At 75.0% G+C, this 21,668-nt stretch carries 15 protein-coding genes and 1 pseudogene; 10 read left to right on the top strand and 6 right to left on the bottom strand.

Annotation, left to right across the window (positions count from 1 at the left end):
• Positions 1–148 precede the first annotated feature (148 nt).
• The gene (locus tag ACFWOG_RS27575) at positions 149–1,258 is read left to right on the top strand and encodes a Rieske 2Fe-2S domain-containing protein (RefSeq protein ID WP_380361357.1); all 1,110 of its coding nucleotides are present in this window, start codon (positions 149–151) and stop codon (positions 1,256–1,258) included.
• Between the two features lie 55 nt (positions 1,259–1,313).
• Here ACFWOG_RS27575 and ACFWOG_RS27570 read toward each other — a convergent pair whose 3' ends face one another.
• On the bottom strand, positions 1,314–1,526 hold the full coding sequence (locus ACFWOG_RS27570) for a hypothetical protein (protein WP_329885343.1): 213 nt from the start codon (positions 1,524–1,526) through the stop codon (positions 1,314–1,316).
• The gene (locus ACFWOG_RS27565) at positions 1,523–3,040 is read right to left on the bottom strand and encodes a PspC domain-containing protein (RefSeq protein ID WP_380361356.1); all 1,518 of its coding nucleotides are present in this window, start codon (positions 3,038–3,040) and stop codon (positions 1,523–1,525) included. Before ACFWOG_RS27565 ends, ACFWOG_RS27570 begins: the two co-directional genes overlap by 4 nt.
• 262 nt (positions 3,041–3,302) lie before the next feature.
• Between ACFWOG_RS27565 and ACFWOG_RS27560 the strand changes: the two genes are divergently transcribed.
• The 3 genes from ACFWOG_RS27560 (at position 3,303) to pcrA (ending at position 8,118) form a co-directional block, all read left to right on the top strand.
• Entirely contained in the window at positions 3,303–4,706 is a 1,404-nt protein-coding gene (locus ACFWOG_RS27560; RefSeq protein WP_380361358.1) for a PspC domain-containing protein, read from the top strand.
• Entirely contained in the window at positions 4,699–5,403 is a 705-nt protein-coding gene (locus tag ACFWOG_RS27555; RefSeq protein WP_329885341.1) for a response regulator transcription factor, read from the top strand. The genes ACFWOG_RS27560 and ACFWOG_RS27555 overlap by 8 nt, the downstream gene beginning before the upstream one ends.
• Before the next feature lie 75 nt (positions 5,404–5,478).
• Positions 5,479–8,118 (top strand): DNA helicase PcrA, encoded by a 2,640-nt coding sequence (pcrA, locus tag ACFWOG_RS27550; protein WP_329950417.1) that lies wholly within the window; start codon positions 5,479–5,481, stop codon positions 8,116–8,118.
• Between the two features lie 95 nt (positions 8,119–8,213).
• Here pcrA and ACFWOG_RS27545 read toward each other — a convergent pair whose 3' ends face one another.
• The gene (locus ACFWOG_RS27545) at positions 8,214–9,038 is read right to left on the bottom strand and encodes a M23 family metallopeptidase (protein ID WP_380361355.1); all 825 of its coding nucleotides are present in this window, start codon (positions 9,036–9,038) and stop codon (positions 8,214–8,216) included.
• A gap of 320 nt (positions 9,039–9,358) precedes the next feature.
• On the opposite strand from ACFWOG_RS27545, the gene ACFWOG_RS27540 reads away from it, so the two are divergent.
• Positions 9,359–9,766 carry a cobalamin B12-binding domain-containing protein gene (locus tag ACFWOG_RS27540; RefSeq protein ID WP_329885338.1) on the top strand — a complete coding sequence of 136 codons (408 nt, stop codon included), beginning with the start codon at positions 9,359–9,361 and terminating at the stop codon, positions 9,764–9,766.
• Between the two features lie 14 nt (positions 9,767–9,780).
• On the opposite strand, the gene ACFWOG_RS27535 is transcribed toward ACFWOG_RS27540, so the two are convergent.
• Positions 9,781–11,421: a DUF5691 domain-containing protein gene (locus ACFWOG_RS27535; protein ID WP_329947745.1), complete on the bottom strand. Its 1,641-nt coding sequence runs from the start codon at positions 11,419–11,421 to the stop codon at positions 9,781–9,783.
• Positions 11,421–12,746, bottom strand: a complete 1,326-nt coding sequence (locus tag ACFWOG_RS27530; protein WP_355404719.1) for an SWIM zinc finger family protein — start codon at positions 12,744–12,746, stop codon at positions 11,421–11,423. The genes ACFWOG_RS27535 and ACFWOG_RS27530 overlap by 1 nt, the downstream gene beginning before the upstream one ends.
• A 176-nt stretch (positions 12,747–12,922) precedes the next feature.
• Here ACFWOG_RS27530 and ACFWOG_RS27525 point away from each other — a divergent pair, with 176 nt between their 5' ends.
• The 5 genes from ACFWOG_RS27525 to sucD all read left to right on the top strand — a co-directional run bounded on the left by ACFWOG_RS27525 (position 12,923) and on the right by sucD (position 20,086).
• Positions 12,923–14,017, top strand: coding sequence for an AAA family ATPase (locus ACFWOG_RS27525; protein ID WP_329885335.1), 1,095 nt, complete (start codon positions 12,923–12,925; stop codon positions 14,015–14,017).
• 38 nt (positions 14,018–14,055) lie between these two features.
• Positions 14,056–16,401 (top strand): DUF5682 family protein, encoded by a 2,346-nt coding sequence (locus ACFWOG_RS27520; protein WP_380361354.1) that lies wholly within the window; start codon positions 14,056–14,058, stop codon positions 16,399–16,401.
• 28 nt (positions 16,402–16,429) lie between these two features.
• A complete protein-coding gene (locus ACFWOG_RS27515; RefSeq protein ID WP_329885333.1) occupies positions 16,430–17,629 on the top strand; it encodes a VWA domain-containing protein in 1,200 nt (399 codons plus the stop codon).
• A gap of 380 nt (positions 17,630–18,009) precedes the next feature.
• Positions 18,010–19,182, top strand: a complete 1,173-nt coding sequence (gene sucC / locus ACFWOG_RS27510; protein WP_329885332.1) for an ADP-forming succinate--CoA ligase subunit beta — start codon at positions 18,010–18,012, stop codon at positions 19,180–19,182.
• 19 nt (positions 19,183–19,201) lie between these two features.
• Positions 19,202–20,086, top strand: coding sequence for a succinate--CoA ligase subunit alpha (gene sucD / locus ACFWOG_RS27505; RefSeq protein ID WP_329885331.1), 885 nt, complete (start codon positions 19,202–19,204; stop codon positions 20,084–20,086).
• 92 nt (positions 20,087–20,178) lie between these two features.
• Here sucD and ACFWOG_RS27500 read toward each other — a convergent pair.
• A pseudogene (locus tag ACFWOG_RS27500) lies at positions 20,179–21,668 on the bottom strand (hypothetical protein); the annotation flags it as partial.

The following is a 21,668-nucleotide window of genomic DNA, read 5'->3' as shown; positions in this document are numbered from 1 at the left end:
GTTCCCGTACCAGGGGAACGGCGGCGCGGCCGTGCGCGGTGGACCGGGTGCCCACCGGGTGGGACCTCCCACCGAAAGCGCTCACGACCGGGCAGAATGCGTCCGGACCTGTCAGGCGGTGGCGGGCCGGCGAGGGAAGGTGTGGGGAATGACGGAGACCAGCAGCTCCGCGGCGGCCGGTCAGGCGGCGGCCGGCGCGGGAACGGCCGGTTCGACTCCGGACGGCACCGGCAGCGGCCCGGGAGGCACCGGCCCGGGAAGCGGCGGCACCGGCGGTACCCGCCTGGGCGGCGGAACCGGCCGGACGGCCGGGTGGAAGGCGGCCGGCTCGCGGCTGGCGCTGCTGCCGCTGCGGATCTTCCTCGGCGTCACCTTCGTCTACGCGGCGCTCGACAAGCTCTCCGACACCCACTACCTGGCCGGTTCCGGCGACCCGGCCTCCTTCGTCTCGCAGACGGTGCTCGCCGAGGGCTCCAGCCCGATCTCCTTCCTGCTCGGCCCGGCCCTGGACCACCCCACCCTGTTCGGCCTGCTGGTCGCCTTCGGTGAGCTGGCGGTCGGCCTGGGCACCCTGGTCGGCCTCTGGGGCCGCCTCGCCGCGGCCGGCGGCGCCGCGCTCAGCCTGAGCCTCTGGCTCACCGTCAGCTGGAACGTCTCGCCGTACTACCTCGGCAACGACCTCGTCTACCTGATGGCCTGGACCCCGCTGGTGCTGGCCGGCACCCCGTACCTCTCGGTGGACGGCTACCTCGCCCGGCGGGCCGCCCGGGACCGCTCCCGCGGCCTGTCCGAGGACCACGTCCGGCGGCGGGCCCTGGTGGACGGCGGGATCGCGGCCGTCGCCATGGGCGGCGCCGGGCTGCTCACCGGCTCGCTGACCGCCACCTTCGGGCGGGACGGGTCGGCGGGGAAGCCGAAGCAGTCCGCCGCGCCCGCGTCCGCCGCACCGCCCGTCACGGTGGACGCCGCGAGCGTCCCGGTCGGCGGCTCGGCCCAGGTCAAGGACCCGTCCAGCGGCGACGCGCTCTTCGTGGTCCAGCCCAAGGCGGGCCAGTACTGCGCCCTCTCCTCGGTCTGCACGCACTCCGGCTGCGCGGTCGACGCCCCGAAGAACGGGCAGCTGTACTGCCCCTGCCACGGCTCCCGGTTCGACGCGGCGACCGGTGCGGTGCTCAACGGCCCGGCCACCAAGCCGCTGCCGAAGTACCGGGTGACCAAGGAGGGCGAGAAGCTCCACCTCGGACCGCTGGAGAGCTGAGCCCGCTGAGCCCCCTCCCCGGGGCCCCCGGGGCCCGGGGTCGGGCCCGGGTGGCCTACTTCCCCTCGGTGTCCGGCCGGGAGCGGCGGACCGCCGCCGCCACCGCCCCGGCCAGGCCGCCGAGTCCCAGCACGATGAAGGTCACCGGGATGACGATGCGGCCGTTGACCGAGACGTCGTTGACCGCCGCCACCAGGTAGAGCACCGCGATCACGGTGAACAGCCCTCCTGCGATCAGGGAGAACAGGTCGAGCTGGTGCTTCCTCACGACTGGACCACCTTGATGTCGCCGAGCCCGACCATCAGCGTGAGGTCGAGCGTGCCCTTGGATGCCTGGCCGTTCGCCGGGTGCAGCAGGTAGCTGCGGGAACCGCGTTCGCTGCTGGTCTCGGCGCCCGGCACCTTGACGTCGACCAGTCCCACCTCGGTCCGCATGGTCACCGTGACGTTCGGCGGCACCACCACGGTCAGGTCACCGGCACCGAGCTCCACGGTGGTGCTCAGGGTGCCGCCGGCCGGGTCGAGGGCGCTCAGGTCCAGCCGCAGCGAGCCGAGCCCCAGGGTGTACTTCTGCTCCAGTTCGTCCGCCGAGGCGACCGCCCAGGTGCGGTCGCCGAGCAGGTTCTGCACCGAGACCGACGAGTGGCCGACGGCGGTGAGCGCCACGGTGAGCAGCAGGCCCGGCACCACCAGCCTGCGGGCCCGGCCGAACTTGGCGCCGACCAGCAGGGTCAGCCCGATCACCAGCAGCGCGGTGGCCAGCACGGTGCCGGTCAGCAGGGCGGCTCCGCCGTCGGCGGAGGCCGACCAGACGGCGCTGGCCGCACCCACCGCCAGCAGCAGGCCGATCAGTCCGAGCGGGGACCGTTCCCGCCGGTGCACCGTCACCGGCGGGGGCGGCACGGCCGGGCCGCCCTCCTTGCGCAGCGGGTCGCCCTGCGGGAGGTCGGTCCGCTGCCACCACGGCTGGGCGGGCGTCCCGGGCGGCGGGGTCGCCCCGCCGTACGGCGGGGCGGGGGCGGCTCCGCCGTACGGGTTGCGCTCGGGGTGGCGCGGGTCCCACAGGTAGCCGGTCGGACCGGTGGGAGGGGTGTCCGCCGGGACGGTCCCGGCGGCCCGGTCCCGGGCGTGCCGCTCGCGCGCCTCCTGGTCCTCGGCCTCGTGCGGCCGGCGGCGGTCCGCGCCGGTGGCCGGCTCGGACTCGGGGAAGTACCGGTCGTACGGTCCGCCGTGCGACCCGTGGCCGTCGGGACCTCCGTGGCCGTGACCCCCGTGACCGCCGAGGCCGTGCCGGCGGCGGCCGCGGATCCGGCCGCCGCGGCGGCGCTCCGGGTCGTAGCGGACGGCCAGGAAGACCAGCCCGGCGAGCAGCAGCAGCGGGAAGAGCTGGTCGCCGTCGCCCATCGAGGAGAAGAAGACGCCGGTGCCGATCACGGTCAGCAGCACCGCGCCGACCGACTGGCCGTCCACCCGGCCCGTGAGCACCCGCTGGAGCTCGGTGCGGCCGGAGCGGCTGCCGCCCTTGCCGTCCGCGACCGGCTCGGTCGGGACGATCAGCCAGGCGAGCCCGTACAGGAAGAGACCGAGGCCGCCGGAGAGGCAGAGCACGACCGTGACGACGCGGAAGACCACCGGGTCGATGTCCAGGTGCCGGCCCAGACCGCCGCAGACGCCGGCCACCACGCGGTGGTGCTCGGTCCGGTTCAGCGGCGGACGGTCCGGGGCCGGCGGGGCGCTCGGCCCGGCCTCCTCGATCTCCTCGGTACGGGGGTCTTCGGTCATAGCCACCATCCTGGTGGGTGCCGGAGCCGCGCCCAACCGGTGCGAGCCCTGTCCGGACCCTGACTTGTCCCTGAGAAGGGTCAGGGGTCCACCCTGATGCGTCCGGGCGGACCCGCGTGGAACGATCGGTGCCGTGGCAGCACCCGGTTCCGATCCCCGTCCCCTCACCCCCGACGCCCCGCCGCCGGGGGGCGTCGACCCGGCCGTGCCCGGCGACGGGCGGCCGCCGTACCGCCGGCTGTACCGCAGCCCGCAGGGGCGGATGCTCGGCGGGGTCGCGCACGGGCTGGCGGTGCACCTCGGACTGCCCGTCAGCTGGGTGCGGGTCGCCTTCGTGCTGCTCTTCTTCGCGCAGGGGGTCGGCGGGCTGCTGTACGCGGCGTTCTGGTTCGTGGTGCCGATCGGCATCGGCGAACCGGCGCAGCGCGGCGGGACGCACTGGGTGTACGTGAACGGCGTGTTCGTGCCGGCCGCTTCCTGGGCGGGGGACGGCACGGCCGGGACGGAGCTGAGCAAGGGCGGCCGGCGCGGAGGATGGATCGGCCGGCTGCGCGAGGTGCTGCAGCACGCCCTGCAGGGCGAGCCCGCCGGGGTGGCGGGCGGCGCGGCCCCCGCGGCCCCCGCAGCCTCCCCGGCCTCTGCGGCCTCTCCGGCCTCGGCGGCGGAGGACGGTGCGGCGACCGGCTCGCAGCGGCAGGGCGGGCTGGGCCAGCTCGCCGCGCTGGTGATGCTGGTGATCGGCGTGATCGCCCTGCTCAACGCGCTCAACGTGCAGACCGCCAAGCCCTACACCTGGCCGCTGCTGGCGATCGGCGTCGGTGTGGCGCTGGTCTGGCGGCAGGCCGACGACTCGCGCTGGCAGCGCTGGTTCGGGCTGGAGGAGGGGGACCGGCGGCGCGGCGCCTACACCCGGGTCGGCGCCGGCGTGCTGCTGGTGGTGGCGGGCACCATCGCCTTCCTGGCCACCCAGGGCAGCGGCTCGACGATCGGTTCGGTGGTCGAGGCCTCGCTCGCGGTGCTGGCCGGCGTGCTGGTACTGGTCGGCCCGTACGCGCTGAGGATGTGGCAGGACCTCGGGGCCGAGCGGACCGCCCGCATCCGCGCCCAGGAGCGGGCCGAGATCGCCGCGCACGTGCACGACTCGGTGCTGCACACCCTGACCCTGATCCAGCGTCGGGCCGAGGACCCCAAGGAGGTGCTGCGGCTCGCGCGGGCCCAGGAACGCGAACTGCGGCTCTGGCTCTACCGGCCGGAGGCGGCGGCCGAGGCGGCGCCGGACACCATGGCGGAGTCCCTGCGCGCGGTGGTCGCCGAGGTCGAGGACCGCCACGGCGTCCCCGTCGAGCTGGTGATCGTCGGCGACTGCCCGATGGACGACCGGATCGCGGCACAGATGCAGGCCGCGAGGGAGGCGACCGTCAACGCAGCCAAGTACGGTGGCGGGGGACCGGTCCAGGTCTACGCCGAGGTCGAGGGGAGGACGGTGATGGTGTTCGTCCGCGACCACGGTCCCGGCTTCGATCCCGATACGGTGCCGGAGGACCGGATGGGCGTACGCGAGTCGATCCTCGGCCGGATGAAGCGCAACGGCGGCACCGCACGGGTGCGGCCCGCGCCGGACGGCGGCACCGAGGTCGAGCTGGAGATGGAGAGGTCGGATGACTGAGGCAGCGTCGGCGGGGATTCCCCCCGCCGGGGAACCGGGGAGGACCGCGAGGGTCGTGCTGGTCGACGACCACCGGATGTTCCGGACGGGGGTCCGGGCGGAGATCGGGCGCACCGAGACGACCGGCATCGACGTGGTCGGCGAGGCGGACGACGTGGAGTCGGCGGTCCGGGTGGTCGCCGAGACGCGGCCCGACGTGGTGCTGCTCGACGTCCACCTGCCCGGCGGCGGCGGGGTCGAGGTGCTGCGCCGCTCGGCCGGGCTGATGGGCGAGCAGGGGGGCGTGAAGTTCCTGGCGCTCTCGGTCTCGGACGCGGCCGAGGACGTGATCGGCGTGATCCGCGGCGGTGCGCGCGGCTACGTGACCAAGACCATCACCGGGACCGACCTGGTCAACGCGATCTTCCGGATCGCCGACGGCGACGCGGTCTTCTCGCCGCGGCTGGCCGGGTTCGTGCTGGACGCCTTCGCCGCGACCGACACCCCGCCGGTGGACGAGGACCTGGACCGGCTGACCCAGCGCGAGCGGGAGGTGCTGCGGCTGATCGCGCGCGGATACGCGTACAAGGAGATCGCCAAGCAGCTGTTCATCTCGGTGAAGACGGTGGAGAGCCACGTCTCGGCGGTGCTGCGCAAGCTCCAGCTGAGCAACCGGCACGAGCTGACCCGGTGGGCCACGGCGCGTCGACTGGTCTGACCGCCCGCCCGCAGCCCGCCCGGTCCGCAGCGACCGGGCGGGTCTGTCGGTGGGTGGCCATAGACTCGGAGTGCCATGAATAGCCTCTTTGACGACCTTCCGCTCCCCGGTTTCGAGGCCCCCGCCGCCGGGTCGAAGCAGCCCGCGCCGCCCACCGCCGAGGAGCCGCCGGCGTACGAGGACGACGCCCCGTACGACGCCTACGAGGAGGCGATCCCGGACGGACTGTTCCGGACCGCGGCCTTCAGCGAGCCGGGGAGCGACGCCGAGGCCGATCGCGACGCCTGGTACCGCAACGGCGCCGCCCGGCCGGTGATCGACCCGGTGAAGCTGCTGGACGGGATGAACGACCCGCAGCGCGAGGCGGTCGTGCACGCCGGTTCGCCGCTGCTGATCGTGGCCGGCGCCGGCTCCGGCAAGACCCGGGTGCTCACCCACCGGATCGCCCACCTGCTGGGCGCGCGCGGGGTGCAGCCGGGCGAGATCCTGGCGATCACCTTCACCAACAAGGCGGCCGGCGAGATGCGCGAGCGCGTCGAGCAGCTGGTCGGCCCGCGGGCCCGGGCGATGTGGGTCTCCACCTTCCACAGCGCCTGCGTGCGGATCCTGCGCCGGGAGTCCAAGCTGCTCGGCTTCACCTCGTCGTTCTCGATCTACGACTCGGCGGACTCCCAGCGGCTGATGGCCCTGGTCTGCCGGGACCTCGACCTGGACCCGAAGCAGTTCCCGCCGAAGTCCTTCACCTCGAAGATCAGCAACCTCAAGAACGAGCTGATCGACGAGGAGACCTACGCGGACCAGGCCGCCAACCCGACGGAGAAGAAGCTCGCCGAGGCGTACTTCCTCTACCAGCGGCGGCTGCGCGAGGCCAACGCCCTCGACTTCGACGACATCATCATGACGACGGTGAACCTGCTCCAGGCCTTCCCCGACGTCGCGGAGCACTACCGGCGGCGGTTCCGGCACATCCTGGTCGACGAGTACCAGGACACCAACCACGCCCAGTACATGCTGGTCCGCGAGCTGAGCGGGGGCGCCGCCGCGTCCGCGCCGAAGCGCACCGTCGACGGGGACTTCGTGAACCCGGCGGCCGGACGGCTCGCCGAGGTGGAGCCCGCCGAGCTGTGCGTGGTCGGTGACGCGGACCAGTCGATCTACGCCTTCCGCGGCGCGACGATCCGCAACATCCTCCAGTTCGAGGAGGACTACCCGAACGCCACCACGATCCTGCTGGAGCAGAACTACCGCTCCACCCAGACCATCCTGAGCGCCGCCAACGCCGTCATCGAGCGGAACACCAGCCGGCGCGAGAAGAAGCTCTGGACGGCCGGCGAGCACGGCGAGAAGGTCGTCGGCTACGTCGCGGACGACGAGCACGGCGAGGCCCAGTTCATCGCCGACGAGATCGACCGGCTCACCGACGCCGGCGACGCCAAGCCCGGCGACGTCGCGATCTTCTACCGGACCAACGCGCAGTCCCGCGTCTTCGAGGAGGTGTTCATCCGCGTCGGCCTGCCGTACAAGGTGGTCGGCGGGGTGCGCTTCTACGAGCGCAAGGAGGTCAAGGACGTCCTGGCCTACCTGCGGGTGCTGTCCAACCCCGAGGACACCGTGCCGCTGCGCCGGATCCTCAACGTGCCCAAGCGCGGGATCGGCGACCGCGCCGAGGCGATGATCGACGCGCTGGCCGCGCGCGAGCGGATCTCGTTCGCCCAGGCGCTGCTCCGGGTCGACGAGGCCTACGGGCTGGCGGCCCGCTCGGCGAACGCGGTCAAGAAGTTCAACGCCCTGCTGGCCGGACTCCGGCAGGTCGTCGAGTCCGGCGCCGGCCCGGCGGCCGTCCTGGAGGCGGTGCTGGAGGAGACCGGCTACCTGGCCGAGCTGCAGTCCTCGACCGACCCGCAGGACGAGACCCGGGTGGAGAACCTCCAGGAGCTGGCGTCCGTCGCCCTGGAGTACGAGCAGGACCCGGGCGAGCGGCCGGACGCCGGGGAGGACGGTACGCCGCCGGTCGGCTCGCTGCCCGACTTCCTGGAGCGGGTCGCGCTGGTCGCCGACTCCGACCAGATCCCGGACGAGGACGACGAGGGGCGGGGCGTCATCACGATGATGACCCTGCACACCGCCAAGGGCCTGGAGTTCCCGGTGGTCTTCCTGACCGGCATGGAGGACGGCATCTTCCCGCACATGCGGGCGCTCAACCAGGTCAAGGAGCTGGAGGAGGAGCGGCGCCTCGCGTACGTCGGCCTGACCAGGGCGCGGCAGCGGCTCTACCTGACCAGGTCGGTGCTGCGCAGCGCCTGGGGGCAGCCCGCGTACAACCCGGCGTCGCGGTTCCTGGAGGAGATCCCGGAGCCCCTGGTGGAGTGGAAGCGCCGGGGGGCGGCGTCGGCGCCGGCCTCGCGCGGGTACTCCTCGGGGTCGTCCTGGGGCGGCTCCGCGTCGGGCGGCTCCTCGCGCGGCGGATCGTCGCGCGGGTCGGCGACGGCCTCGCCGAAGGCGGGCTGGGGGCAGTCGGCGCGGCGCACCGGCGGGGCGGTCGAGCGTGAGGTGGTGGGGCTGGCGGTCGGCGACCGGGTCACCCACGACACGTTCGGGCTGGGCACGGTGGTGGCCACCACGGGGGTCGGCGACAAGGCGCAGGCGACCGTGGACTTCGGTACGGAGGGGCGCAAGCAGCTGCTGCTGCGGTACGCGCCGGTGGAGAAGCTCTAGGTCGGCCCGTCCGGGGCCCGCTCGGGGCTCGTACGGCCCGCGCCGACCGGTGGTCGGCGCGGGTCGGGCGCGGGCCGGCCCGGCCGGTGCCGGGCTCAGCGCGGGTCGACGCCCTGGGCGAGGAACCAGGGCAGCGGGTCGACGGGCGCGCCGCCGCCGGCCGGGCGGATCTCGAAGTGCAGGTGCGGGCCGGTGCTGTTGCCGCTGTTGCCGACGAAGGCGATGACGTCGCCCGCCTTCACGGTGCCCTTGCGGATCTTGTACGAGCGGAGGTGGCAGTACCAGGCCTCGGTGCCGTCGGCCATCTTGAGTATCGACATGTAGCCGTACGACGGGTTCCACAGCGTGCGGATGGTGCCGTCGGTGACGGCCAGGACCTGGCTGCCGCCGTCCACCGGGAAGTCGATGCCGGTGTGGCGCTTGGCCCAGTGGGTGCCGGCCGCGCCGAACACCTCGCCGAGGCCGGCCTGGGTCACCGGAAGGGAGACCTTGGGACGCTCCGGCGGCTTCGGGGCCTCGGCGGCGACCGCCTGCGCGGCGGTGTCGGGGGTGCCCTGGGCGCCGGAGAGCGGCTGCCGGGCGTCGCCGCGGGAGGCCTGGGCGGCGTCCCCGGCGGCGAGGGCCTGCTGTGCGGCCTGCGCGGCCTGTGCGGCCGACTCCTGCGAGGCCGGGCCCGAGGCGGCGGCGGCCTCCTCCGACAGCCGGCCGGCTGCCTGGGCACGCTGCTGGTCGGCCTCGCCCTGGACGGAGATCGCGGCAGCCGCGGCCACACCGAGCGCGGCCACTGAGGGCAGCGCGACCCGGAGCAGTGCGGCCCGGGTGGCGGCCTTGGCGGCGTCGCGGCGCTGGGCGCGCGACTGCTCGCGGGCTGCCACGCGCAGTTCCGCACGGGTGGGGCGGGCGGCTGCTTCGGGAACCATCGCGGGCTGTCTCCTCGGTGGGCCTCGGGCGCGTCGTCGGGCGAGGGGAAAACAGCCGAGACTGTAGCCGGAAGTCCGACATCCGGACAAAAGTCCGGATGTCAAGAGGCTGCGGGTGTGCGGTTGTGGGGTACATCGGAGAGTGGGACCGGAAGCGGTCGGGCCCCGGCAGCCTGTGATTTTCCCCTCCTCTTGAGGGGCGGTCGGGCCAACCGGGGCGCGTGACGCTAACCTCCCCTCAGATTGGTTATTGCGCGTTAACCTCGCCCGTGCCCACAAGGTCCGGTGGGGTGGTGGACGACGAGGTCCAGGAGGCAGTGATGGGTGTGTCAGGACCGATCCGCGTGGTGGTCGCCAAGCCGGGGCTGGACGGCCACGACCGCGGCGCCAAGGTCATCGCGCGCGCCCTGCGCGACGCCGGCATGGAGGTCATCTACACCGGGCTGCACCAGACGCCGGAGCAGGTGGTCGACACCGCGATCCAGGAGGACGCGGACGGCATCGGGCTCTCGATCCTCTCCGGGGCGCACATGACGCTCTGCGCGCGGGTGCTGGAGCTGCTGAAGGAGCGCGACGCGGAGGACATCAAGGTCTTCTGCGGCGGGATCATCCCGGACGAGGACATCGTCGAGCTCAAGGCGATGGGCGTCGCCGACATCTTCACCCCGGGCACGCCGACCACTGACGTCGTCGCCTGGGTCACGGCCAACCTCCGGGCCGCCGGCTAGCCGGCTCCCGCCCGTCAGGCGGCGTCCACGGGCACGGCCAGCTCGGCGAGCATCGCCTCGCGGAAGCGCAGGGTGCCGGCCAACCGGGCGAAGGTCTCGCCCCAGGCGGTGCCGGGCGCGGCGTCGGTGGCCAGTGCCTCGACGGCGTCGGCGGTCCGGGGGGAGAGCGCGCGCTCGGTCATGCCGAGCACCCCGCTGTGGCTCCACGGGTAGGCGCCGGACGCGGCGGCCCGGGCCAGTGCGGTCACCACGGCGGTGGAGAGCGGCGGCGTCCACGGGGTCGCGCAGGCACCGAGCAGCTGGAAGGCCTCGCCCAGGCCGTGCGCCTCGATGAAGGCGGCCGTCCAGGCGGCCCGTTCGGCGGGCGGGAGCACGGCGAGCAGCTTGGCGGGGGCGCCGGTGGTGCGGGCGCTCCGTGCGGTCCGGCCGGGACCGGGCAAGGGGGAGGGCGCGGGGCCGAGCAGCGCGCGCGCCCAGTCGGCGTCCTGCTGGCGGACGGCGGCCCGGGCCCAGGCTTCGCGCAGGTCGTCGGCCCAGGTGCTGCTGGTCTCGTCGATGGAGTCGCCGACCCGCAGGGTGAGCAGCCGGGCGGGCGCCAGGCCGGTGTGCCCCGGCCAGACGGCGAGCGGCGCGGCGGCGATCACCTCGCCGAACCACCAGGCCCGTTCGCCGCGCCCGGTGGGCGACTGGGGCGGTATGCCGTCGCGCTGCATGGCCGCGTCGCACTCGGCGGGCGGGGTGACCAGCAGGTGGGTGCCGTGCTCGGAGAGGTGGACGGCGGCGCGGGCGCGCTCGGCCATCCGGGCGGCGAGCGCGGAGCCGGGGAGCGTGGAGAGCAGCTCGGCGGCGGTGGCCCGGACGTTCTTGCTGCGGTCGCCGAGCGCCGCCTCCAGGAAGGGTTCGTCGGCGGGCGAGAGGCCCTCCTGGAGGGCGTCCAGGAACAGCAGCCGGTCCTCGGCGCGCTCGGTGGGCCAGGTGCTCCGCAGCAGGGCGAGGCCGGCGGCCGGCTCCCGGCGGCGGAGCAGGGTCAGATGGGTGACGCGCTCGGCGAACAGTCCCTCGTGCCAGAGGTGGTCGTCCCCGGTGGCCGGGCCGGGGCTCTCCGGCGCCCCGGCGGCGGTGCGCAGGACGAACCGCCAGTCCGGGTTGAGGCCGGCGAGCCAGCGGCCGAGCGGGCCGGCCAGCGCGACCGCGTCGGGGCGCAGCTCGCTGCGGGCCCGGGCGGCGTCCAGCAGGGCGGGGACGGTGGCGGCGGGCGGGCGGAAGCCGCGGGCGCGGGCGGTGGCCAGCCACTGCGGGAGCAGCTCGCCGAGGTTGGCGAGGACGCCGCCGCCGGTGCCGCGGCTGGAGAGCAGCAGGGCGAGGCGGCGGGCGGCCGGGGCCGGCAGTTCGGGGCGGCCGTCCTCGGGGGCGGGTGCCGCGGGCGGCCCGGCGGCGGGGGTGGGGAGCGCACCGGCGCGGCGGCGGACCGTCTCCAGCGCGGCGAGTTCGAGCAGCGCGGCGGCCGGGTCGGTGCGGTCGACCTCGTGGGCGTACGGGGCGGACTGGTCCGGCGCGGGGAGCGGGCGGCGGTCGGTGCCGAGCAGGGCGGCGGTGTGCAGGGACTCCCAGGGGTCGGGCACGGGGGCTCCTCCGGTGAGGCGGTCGGTCGACATCAGGCGGTGGTGAGGCCGATCGGGCGGCCGTCCGGGCCCCAGGCGGTGACGGGGGCGAAGCCGCGGTGGCCGTACTCGCCGAAGACGGTGAGCGGGCGCCCGGTGGAGACGGCGGCGAGACGCCAGAGGGCGGCCTCCGGGGTGGCGGCGCGGTGGACCGGGAGGGTGTGCCGTCCGTCGGTGAGGTGCCAGCCCTCGGGGGAGAGGACGGGGACGACGTCGGTGAGGGTGGTCGGCCAGGCGTCCAGCCAGGGGTCGTCGGCGACGGCGGTGCCGTAGCCGGCGACGGCCTCGGCGACGGTCAGACCGGTCGGCGGGCCGTCGGGGGCGGCCTCGGGGGCGCCGTACCGGGTGCCGAGGGCGGCCCGCAGCGGGCGGGCGCCGGGGTGGAAGGCCAGCTCGGCCTCGACCAGCCGGCCGGTGGGCAGGGCGAGGTCGGGGGCCTGACCGGGGCGGCCGAAGGCGAGCAGCAGGGCGGGCCGGCCGGTCTTGGCGCCGCGCAGCCAGAGCCGCCGGGTGGTGAGCCGGTCGTCGGAGCCCCCCTCCATCGGGGACGTCCGGCTGCCGAGGACCAGCCAGCGGTCGCGGACGGTGGGGCCGGCCAGCAGGTCGGCGGCGTCGGTGGTGTAGCCGAGCCTGGCGCGGACGGTGGCGGCGAGCGGCGCGGGCAGTTCGTCGACCCGGGTGGCGGCGGTGGCGAGCAGGTGGAGCATGGCGTATTCCTCCAGGAGGCCGTGGGGCGGGGCGGAGTCGAGCTCGCGGACACGGGTGGCCAGACCGGGTGCCTGGGCGTCCACCATGCGCGCGGCGACCTCCTCCCAGGGGCCGGCGGCGGACTGGTCGGCGAGGCCGTGCCGGACCCGGTCGGCCAGCCGCAGCCGCAGTTCGGCGGCGCCCGCCGCGACGCGGGCGGAGCGCTTCTCGGCGCGTCGGCGGGCGGCGGCCGGGTCGGCGGGGGTCTCCGCCTTCACGGCGGGCCGCTCGGCGCGGTCCTGGCGGTCCTTCAGCCACTCGGCGGCCCAGTCGGCGGGTTCGGCGGCGGCGGGCACGGCGTCGGGGGCGGAGCTCCAGAGCAGGAGGAGACCGAGCGCGTGCTTGCACGGGAACTTCCGGCTCGGGCAGCTGCACCGGTAGGCGGGCGTGGCGAGTTCGACGACCGTCCGGTACGGCGTGCTGCCGCTGCCCCGGCACTCGCCCCAGACCGCGTCACCGTCGGTGCCCGTGGCCGACCAGGGTGCGGGCGCCGAGAGCTTGCCCGCGGCCTTCTTCGAGGTGGCGTCGGGCGCCAGGGACAGGACGTGTTCGGTGCTCCAGCGATCCTCCATGCCGACGACGGTAGGCGGGGGGACTGACAGTCGGGCGGCCCGAACTGAGGTCCGGTCAGGATTGTCAGTGGTCCGGTGCAGGGTGGTTCCCGCAGGCCGGGACGCCGACCTGGCTCCCCCCGACGACTCGCCGCCCCGCCACCCGTGTGCCCGGCGGCCGACCCGAAGGAGTCCCGATGACCGACGTCACGACCGACGTCCTGCGGCAGCACGCCGAGGACGCCTTCGCCGCCGAGCTGGCCGCGCTGGCCGGGCAGGACGACCGTCCGCGTCCGGAGCGCTGGAGCCTGTCGCCGTGGGCGGTCGCCACCTACCTGTTGGGCGGCGAACTCCCGGACGGCACCGTGATCACGCCCAAGTACATCGGCCCGCGCCGGGTGGTCGAGGTCGCCGTCACGACGCTGGCGACCGACCGGGCGCTGCTGCTGCTCGGTGTGCCCGGCACCGCCAAGACCTGGGTGTCCGAGCACCTCGCCGCGGCGATCAGCGGTGACTCCACCCTGCTGGTCCAGGGCACCGCCGGTACCCCGGAGGAGGCTGTCCGGTACGGCTGGAACTACGCGCAGCTGCTCACCAACGGGCCCAGCCGGGAGGCGCTCGTGCCCTCGCCGCTGATGCGGGCGATGGCGGACGGGAAGATCGCCCGGGTCGAGGAACTGACCCGCATCCCGGCGGACGTCCAGGACAGTCTGATCACCATCCTGTCGGAGAAGACGCTGCCGATCCCGGAGCTGGGCTCGGAGACGCAGGCCGTCCGGGGCTTCAACCTGATCGCCACCGCCAACGACCGGGACCGGGGCGTGAACGAGCTGTCGAGCGCCCTGCGCCGCCGCTTCAACACCGTGGTGCTGCCGCTGCCGGGGTCGCTGGAGGAGGAGGTCGACATCGTCACCCGCCGGGTCGAGCAGCTCGGCCGCTCCCTGCAACTGCCCGAACTGCCGGGCGGCGCCGAGGAGATCAGGCGCGTGGTGACCGTGTTCCGGGAGCTGCGGGCCGGGATCACCGCCGACGGCCGGACCAAGGTGAAGACGCCCAGCGGCACCCTCTCCACGGCCGAGGCGATCTCGGTGGTCACCAACGGCCTGGCACTCGCCGCCCACTTCGGCGACGGCGTGCTCCGGGCCGGCGACGTCGCCGCCGGCGTGATCGGTGCCGTGGTCCGCGACCCCGTCGCCGACCAGGTGGTCTGGCGCGAGTACGTCGAGGGCGTGGTCCGCGAGCGGGACGGCTGGAAGGACTTCTACCGCGCCGCCCGCGAGAACGCCCGCTGACCAGCACGACCGGAACCGACATCGGGAGGGAGGGCGCGATGAGCGCAGAGGTGACGCTGCTCGGCGTACGGCACCACGGGCCGGGCTCGGCCCGCGCGGTGGCCGCCGCGCTGGAACTGCTGCGGCCGGACGCGGTGCTGGTCGAGGGCCCGCCGGAGGCCGATCCGATCCTCGGACTGGCCGCCGACAAGGAGATGGTGCCGCCGGTCGCCCTGCTGGCCCACGCGGCGGACGACCCGGCCCGGGCGGCGTTCTGGCCGTACGCCGCGTTCTCGCCGGAGTGGGTGGCGATCCGGTACGCGGCCGAACTCGGCGTCCCGGTGCGCTTCATCGACCTGCCGGCCGCCTACGGCTTCGCCGGCTCCGAGCCCTCGGAGCCCCCCGAGGGCGGCGCGGACGGGGGCGCGGACGGGGGCGTCGCGGAGGCGGACCCCGGCCTCCGGCGCGACCCGATCGCCAGGCTGGCCGAGGCGGCCGGCCACGACGACCCGGAGCGCTGGTGGGAGGACGTCGTCGAGCACCGGCTGCCCGGCGCCGACGCCCTCGCGCCCTTCGAGGCCGTCGCCGAGGCGATGACGGCGCTGCGCGAGGACGGCGGCGGCGTCACCCGGCACGACGAACAGCGCGAGGCGCACATGCGCCAGCAGATCCGCGCCGCCCGCCGGGCCGGCCACCGGCGGATCGCCGTGGTCTGCGGGGCCTTCCACGTCCCCGCACTAGCCGTCATGCCCACCGTGGCGCACGACCGGGCGGTGCTCGCCGGACTGCCGAGGAAGGTCCGGACCGAGATCACCTGGGTGCCCTGGACGCACCGCCGGCTCTCCCAGCTCAGCGGCTACGGCGCCGGGATCGTCTCCCCGGGCTGGTACCACCACCTCTTCCGGGCCGAGGGCGACCCGCTGCCCGAGTGGCTCACCCGGGCCGCCGGTCTGCTCCGCGCCGAGGACCACCCGGTCTCCTCCGCCCACGTCATCGAGGCCGTCCGGCTGGCCCGCGCGCTCGCCGTCATGCGCGGCCGCCCGCTCGCCGGGCTCACCGAGGCGCTGGACGCCGTCCGGTCGGTGATGTGCGACGGCTCGGACGTCGCCCTGGCCCTGGTCCGGGACCGGCTGGTGATCGGCGACGCGCTCGGCGAGGTGCCCGACGGCGCGCCGGCCGTCCCGCTCCAGCGCGACCTCACCCGCTGGCAGCGCACGTTGCGGCTCAAGCCCGAGGCCGAGCCGCGCGAGCTGGACCTCGACCTGCGCAAGGAGAACGACGCGGCCCGCTCCCGGCTGCTGCACCGGCTCCGCCTGCTCGGCGTCGACTGGGGCGTACCGGCGCGGTCCGCGGTGGCCTCCACCGGGACGTTCCGGGAGAGCTGGCGACTCTGCTGGCAGCCCGAGTTCGCCGTCCGGATCGCCGAGGCCGCCCAGTGGGGCACCACCGTCGAACGGGCCGCCGCCGGCAAGGCGGTCGGCACCGCCCGCGCCGCCGTCGAACTCGCCGAACTCACCTCCCTGGTGGAGTCCTGCCTGGTGGCCGGGCTGGCCGACGCGCTGCCCGAGGTGATGCGGGTGCTCGCCGACTGCGCAGCCCTCGACACCGACGTCGTCCACCTCGCCCGCGCGCTGCCCGCCCTGGTCCGCGCGCTGCGCTACGGAGACGTCCGGGGCACCGACCACGGTGCGCTCGACGAGGTGGCCGGCGGGCTCGCCGACCGGATCTGCATCGGTCTGCCGCCCGCCTCCACCGGCCTGGACGCGGCGGGCGCGGCACTGATGCGCGGCCACCTCGACGAGGTGCACGGCGCGATCGGCCTGCTGGACGAGGCCGGCGGCCTCGCCGACCGGTGGGCCGACACGCTGCGCGCGCTCGCCCGGCGCGAGCCGGCGGGCGGACCGGCCACCGGTGTCCCCGGCCTGCTCCGGGGGCGGGCCGTCCGGCTGCTGCTGGACGACGGCCGGCTCGACCCGGAGGAGGCCGGCCGGCGGCTCGGCCTGGTCCTCTCCGCCGCCGGCAGCCCGGCGGACGCGGCCGGTTGGATCGAGGGCTTCCTCACCGGCGGCGGCGCCCTGCTGCTCCACGACCCGCGCCTGCTGGGCCTGCTCGACGCCTGGCTGGCCGGCGTGTCGGTGGACACCTTCACCGACGTGCTGCCCCTGCTCCGCCGGACCTTCGCCACCCTGGAGACGGGCGTCCGCACCACCGTGGGCAGCCGGGTGGCGGCCGGACCGCTCGACGCCGAACCGGCCGGACCGGCCGACGGCACGGTCGAGCTGGACCCGGCCAGGGCGCAGGCGGCCCTGCCCGCGGTCGCCCTGCTGCTCGGCCTGGCTCCGGCCCCGGACCGCCCCGGCCACCGGCCGAGGATCCCCCGGCAGGCCGGGGCCCGCGACACCTGATCCGCGTTCGACCGCGAAGGAGCACCCGATGGCAGCCACCACCGCAGGCACCACCCCCGGTGCCACCCCCCTCGACGCCGACGAGCGGCTCCGCCGCTGGCGACTGGTCCTCGGCGGCGAGGCGGACGGCACCGGCCGGACCCTGCGCGGCCGGGACGCCGCGATCGACGGCGCGCTCGCCGCGCTCTACCGGGGCACCCCGGAGGAGGGCCGCGCCGTCGGCCGGACCGGCCGGCGGGCCGCGGGCCTGGGCGGCTCGGCCCCGCAGGTGGCCCGCTGGCTGGGCGACATCCGGGAGTACTTCCCGGCCACCGTCGTCCAGCTGATGCAGCAGGACGCCATCACCCGGCTCGGGCTGGAGCAGCTGCTGCTGGAGCCGGAGATGCTGGAGGCCGTCGAGCCGGACGTCCACCTGGTCGGCACCCTGCTCTCGCTCAAGCACGCGCTGCCCGAGACCACCCGCGAGACCGCCCGCGCGGTGGTCGGCAAGGTCGTCGCCCGGCTGGAGCGCCGGCTCGCCGACCGCACCCGGGCCACCCTCGGGGGCGCGCTGGACCGCAGCGCCAGGGTCAACCGGCCGCGCCACCGCGACATCGACTGGGACCGCACCGTCCGGGCCAACCTGAAGAACTACCTCCCCGAGTACGGCACCGTCGTCCCCGAGCGGCTGGTCGGCCACGCCCGGGCGCAGCGCGCGGTGAGGAAGGACGTCATCCTCTGCATCGACCAGTCCGGCTCCATGGCGCCTTCGGTGGTGCACTCGGCGGTCTTCGGCGCGGTGCTCGCCTCGATGAAGAGCCTCGACACCCGCTTGGTCGTCTTCGACACCTCGGTGGTCGACCTCACCGAGCAGCTGGCCGATCCGGTCGACGTGCTGTTCGCCACCCAGCTGGGCGGCGGCACCGACATCAACCGCGCGCTCGCCTACTGCCAGTCCAGGATCACCCGGCCGTCGGAGACGATCGTGGTGCTGATCAGCGACCTCTACGAGGGCGGCATCCGGGACGAGATGCTCAAGCGGGTCGCCGCGATGAAGGCGGCGGGGGTCCAGTTCATCGCGCTGCTGTCGCTGTCCGACGAGGGCGCGCCCGCCTACGACCACGCGCACGCCGCCGCCCTGGCCGCACTGGGAGCCCCGGCCTTCGCCTGCACGCCCGACGTCTTCCCGGAGATCATGGCCGCGGCGATCGAGAAGCGCCCGGTCCCGGTCCCGGACCAGGGGGCGTGAACGAGGCGCGTGAACGAGGGACGTGATCGGGGGCCGGACCAGGGGGGGCGTTAACGCTGCGGAGCCGGGTTCACCCGGACGAGGGAAGGAGTGGCACGGCTCGGCTGACCCGCCGGTCAGAGCGCCCGGCGTGCGCCCGTAGGCTTTCTGTGATGGTTCTCACCAAAGACGGGCCGGTCCCGGGCGAAACACGCCCGTCGTACGGCGATAACCTGCCAGACGGACGTGACGCGCGTGTTGATTGACGTGTGCGCCCGTGGCTGTGTGGGCCGCAAGGCCGTACCTCTGCGTACCCGCACCGCCCCGACGACCCGCAGCGAAGATCCTGCCGTGGCACGCTCGTAGAGACACAATCCGCGACCACGAACAAGGACAAACACGTGGACCTGTTCGAGTACCAGGCGAGGGACATCTTCGCCAAGCACGGCGTGCCCGTGCTTGACGGTGATGTCATCGAGACCGCCGCAGACGCTGCCGCCATCGCGGAGCGCTTCGGCGGCCGCGCCGTCGTCAAGGCTCAGGTGAAGGTGGGTGGCCGAGGCAAGGCCGGTGGCGTCAAGCTCGCCGCCGACCCGGCGGACGCCGTCGCCAAGGCCGGGGCGATCCTCGGCATGGACATCAAGGGCCACACCGTTCACAAGGTGATGCTGGCCCAGACCGCGGACATCAAGGAGGAGTACTACGTCTCCTTCCTGCTCGACCGCACCAACCGCACCTTCCTGGCCATGGCCAGCGTCGAGGGCGGTGTGGAGATCGAGGTCGTCGCGGAGCAGAACCCGGAGGCGCTCGCGAAGATCCCGGTCGACGCCAACGAGGGTGTGACCCCGGAGAAGGCGGCCGAGATCGTCGCCGCCGCGAAGTTCCCGGCCGAGATCGCCGACCAGGTCGCCGATGTCCTGCAGAAGCTCTGGGTCGTCTTCATCAAGGAGGACGCCCTCCTCGTCGAGGTCAACCCGCTGATCAAGTCCGGTGACGGCAAGATCATCGCGCTCGACGGCAAGGTCTCCCTGGACGAGAACGCCGAGTTCCGCCAGCCGGAGCACGAGGCGCTCGAGGACAAGGCCGCGGCCAACCCGCTGGAGGCCGCCGCCAAGGCCAAGGGCCTCAACTACGTCAAGCTCGACGGCGAGGTCGGCATCATCGGCAACGGCGCGGGTCTCGTCATGAGCACCCTCGACGTGGTCGCCTACGCGGGCGAGAACCACGGCGGCGTCAAGCCCGCCAACTTCCTCGACATCGGCGGCGGTGCCTCCGCCGAGGTGATGGCGAACGGCCTGGAGATCATCCTGGGCGACCCCGACGTCAAGTCGGTCTTCGTCAACGTCTTCGGTGGCATCACCGCGTGCGACGCCGTCGCCAACGGCATCGTGCAGGCCCTGGAGCTGCTCGCGTCGAAGGGCGAGGCCGTCACCAAGCCGCTCGTCGTCCGCCTCGACGGCAACAACGCGGAGCTGGGTCGCAAGATCCTCGACGACGCCAACCACCCGCTGGTCCAGCGCGTGGACACCATGGACGGTGCGGCCGACCGCGCCGCCGAGCTGGCCAACAAGTAAGGAAGGGGACTTTCACACCATGGCTATCTTCCTTACCAAGGACAGCAAGGTCATCGTTCAGGGCATGACCGGCTCCGAGGGCATGAAGCACACCCGCCGCATGCTCGCCTCCGGCACCCAGATCGTCGGCGGTGTCAACCCGCGCAAGGCCGGCACCACGGTCGACGTCGACGGCACCGACGTGCCCGTCTTCGGCACCGTCGCCGAGGCCATCGAGAAGACCGGTGCCGACGTCACCGTCATCTTCGTGCCGCCGAAGTTCACCAAGGACGCCGTCGTCGAGGCCATCGACGCCGAGATCGGCCTGGCCGTCGTCATCACCGAGGGCGTCCCGGTGCACGACACCGCCGCCTTCTGGGCCCACGCCGGCTCCAAGGGCAACGTGACCCGGATCATCGGCCCGAACTGCCCCGGTCTGATCAGCCCCGGACAGTCGAACGCCGGCATCATCCCGGCCGACATCACCAAGGCCGGCAAGATCGGTCTGGTCTCGAAGTCCGGCACCCTGACCTACCAGCTCATGTACGAGCTGCGCGACATCGGCTTCTCCTCGGCCGTGGGCATCGGCGGTGACCCGGTCATCGGCACCACCCACATCGACGCCCTCAAGGCGTTCCAGGAGGACCCGGAGACCGAGCTCATCGTCATGATCGGTGAGATCGGCGGCGACGCCGAGGAGCGTGCCGCGGCCTACATCGCCGAGCACGTCACCAAGCCGGTCGTCGGCTACGTCGCGGGCTTCACCGCCCCCGAGGGCAAGACCATGGGCCACGCCGGCGCCATCGTCTCCGGCTCCTCGGGCACCGCCCAGGCGAAGAAGGAGGCCCTTGAGGCCGCCGGTGTCAAGGTCGGCAAGACGCCGTCCGAGACCGCCCGCCTGGCGCGTGAGCTGTTCAAGGGCTGACGCTCCTGCTCATGTCGAGCGCCCCCGTCCGGTGATCCGGGCGGGGGCGCTCGCCTTTTCCGGGGCCGTCGCCCGGCCCCGGCTGCCGGGGTTCAGCGACCGGCCGCGCACGGGTGCAGTGCCCAGTCGTGGCACGGGTGGGGACCGACGGCCACCGTGCCCGGCGGCGGCAGCGCCTCGGCCGCCCGCCCCGCCGTCGGCGGCCGGTACGGATCGTCGGGCCGGGGCGGCGGCGGATCCATCACCACCGGCTCCAGGCCCGGGGTCGGCGAGCACCAGAGGCTGCGGATCCCGGAGGGCGCCCCGTCCGGGAGCAGCGGGAGCAGCGCCTCGGGCTCCGTCGCGAGCGTCGGGACCGGCGCGCAGAGCACCGGCGGCGGCGCATCGGCCGGCCGGAACAGCTCCCCGGGCCCGCCGCCCGCGAGCGTCGCCGCCACCGCGCCGCCCACCGCCACCGTGAGCAGCGCCGCCGCCCCCGTCCGGCCCGCGTTCACCAGCCCGTGCCGGGCCCGCAGCAGCGGCACCGGCGGGCGGTGCGGCTCCGGGGCCCCGCGCACCGCCGCCCGGTGCAGCAGCCCGCTCAGCCGGTCGGCGAACCCGTCCGCCGCCGGGTCCGTCCCGACCAGGTCCGGCACCCAGTGCGCCAGCGACGTCCGGGCCGCCCAGACCCGGCCCTCGGCCGCCGCCACCGTCGACTCCACCTCGACCGCCACCGCGTCGGCCGGCAGGCCCAGGCCGTCGTGCAGCACCAGTGCCCGGCGCTGCGGGCGGGAGAGTCGCCGGAGCGCCTTCAGCAGCGCGCGGTCGCGGTCGGTGAGGCGGTCGTGGTCCGGGAGCACCGCCTGGGACTCGTCGGCCGGGCGCACCTTGATCCGCCGGTGCGGCAGTCGCCAGGCGTGCGCCCGCCGGGGCCCGCCCCGGTGCCACGGCGAGAGGGCCAGCTCGAACGCCCGCGTCCGCACCCACCGCTCCGGCGCGCCCGCCGCGACCACCTCCGTCCACCGCCGCCGCGCCTCCCCGAACGCGCGCCCGACGCAGTGCACGGCCCGGTGCTTGCAGGTGGTGAGCAGGAACGTCTGCTGCACGAGCCGGGTGTGCGTCCTCTCGTACAGCTCCTCGAAGGAGCCCGCGCCGGTGTCCGCGCCGGCGCCCTGGTCGACGGTCGGGTCGGTGTGCGGGCCGCTGACGGTGGGAGCGTCCGCGCCGGAGCCGGTGCTCGCCGCTGCCGGACGGCGCCCGTCGGCGGCCGGCGGCGGGCCGGCCTCGTCGGCGGACGCGGTGGGGATGCCCGCCGCCGGGCGTTCGGCGGGGCGGCGGCCAGGGGTGGTGGTCCCACCCTCCCCGGCCTGCGCGGGGGCGGCGGGCCGGGCGCCGGGGGCCGCCGACGGGTCGGCGGCGGGCCGATCGGGCCGCTTGCCCGGTGCGGCACCCGGTGCAGGGGCGCCGGGGCGCGCGGGGGCCGGCCCGGCGGCCGTCGGCTCGTCGTCCTTGCCGTCTTTGTCGTCCTTGCAGGCTTTGCCGGTGCCGGTGCCGGCCGACTGCTTCCCGGGGGCCGGGGAAGACCCGGCCGCCGGGACGGCCC

The sequence above is a fragment of the Kitasatospora sp. NPDC058406 genome, assembly GCF_042722765.1.
Classification (GTDB): domain Bacteria; phylum Actinomycetota; class Actinomycetes; order Streptomycetales; family Streptomycetaceae; genus Kitasatospora.
This window is presented reverse-complemented; position numbering and strand designations above follow the sequence as displayed.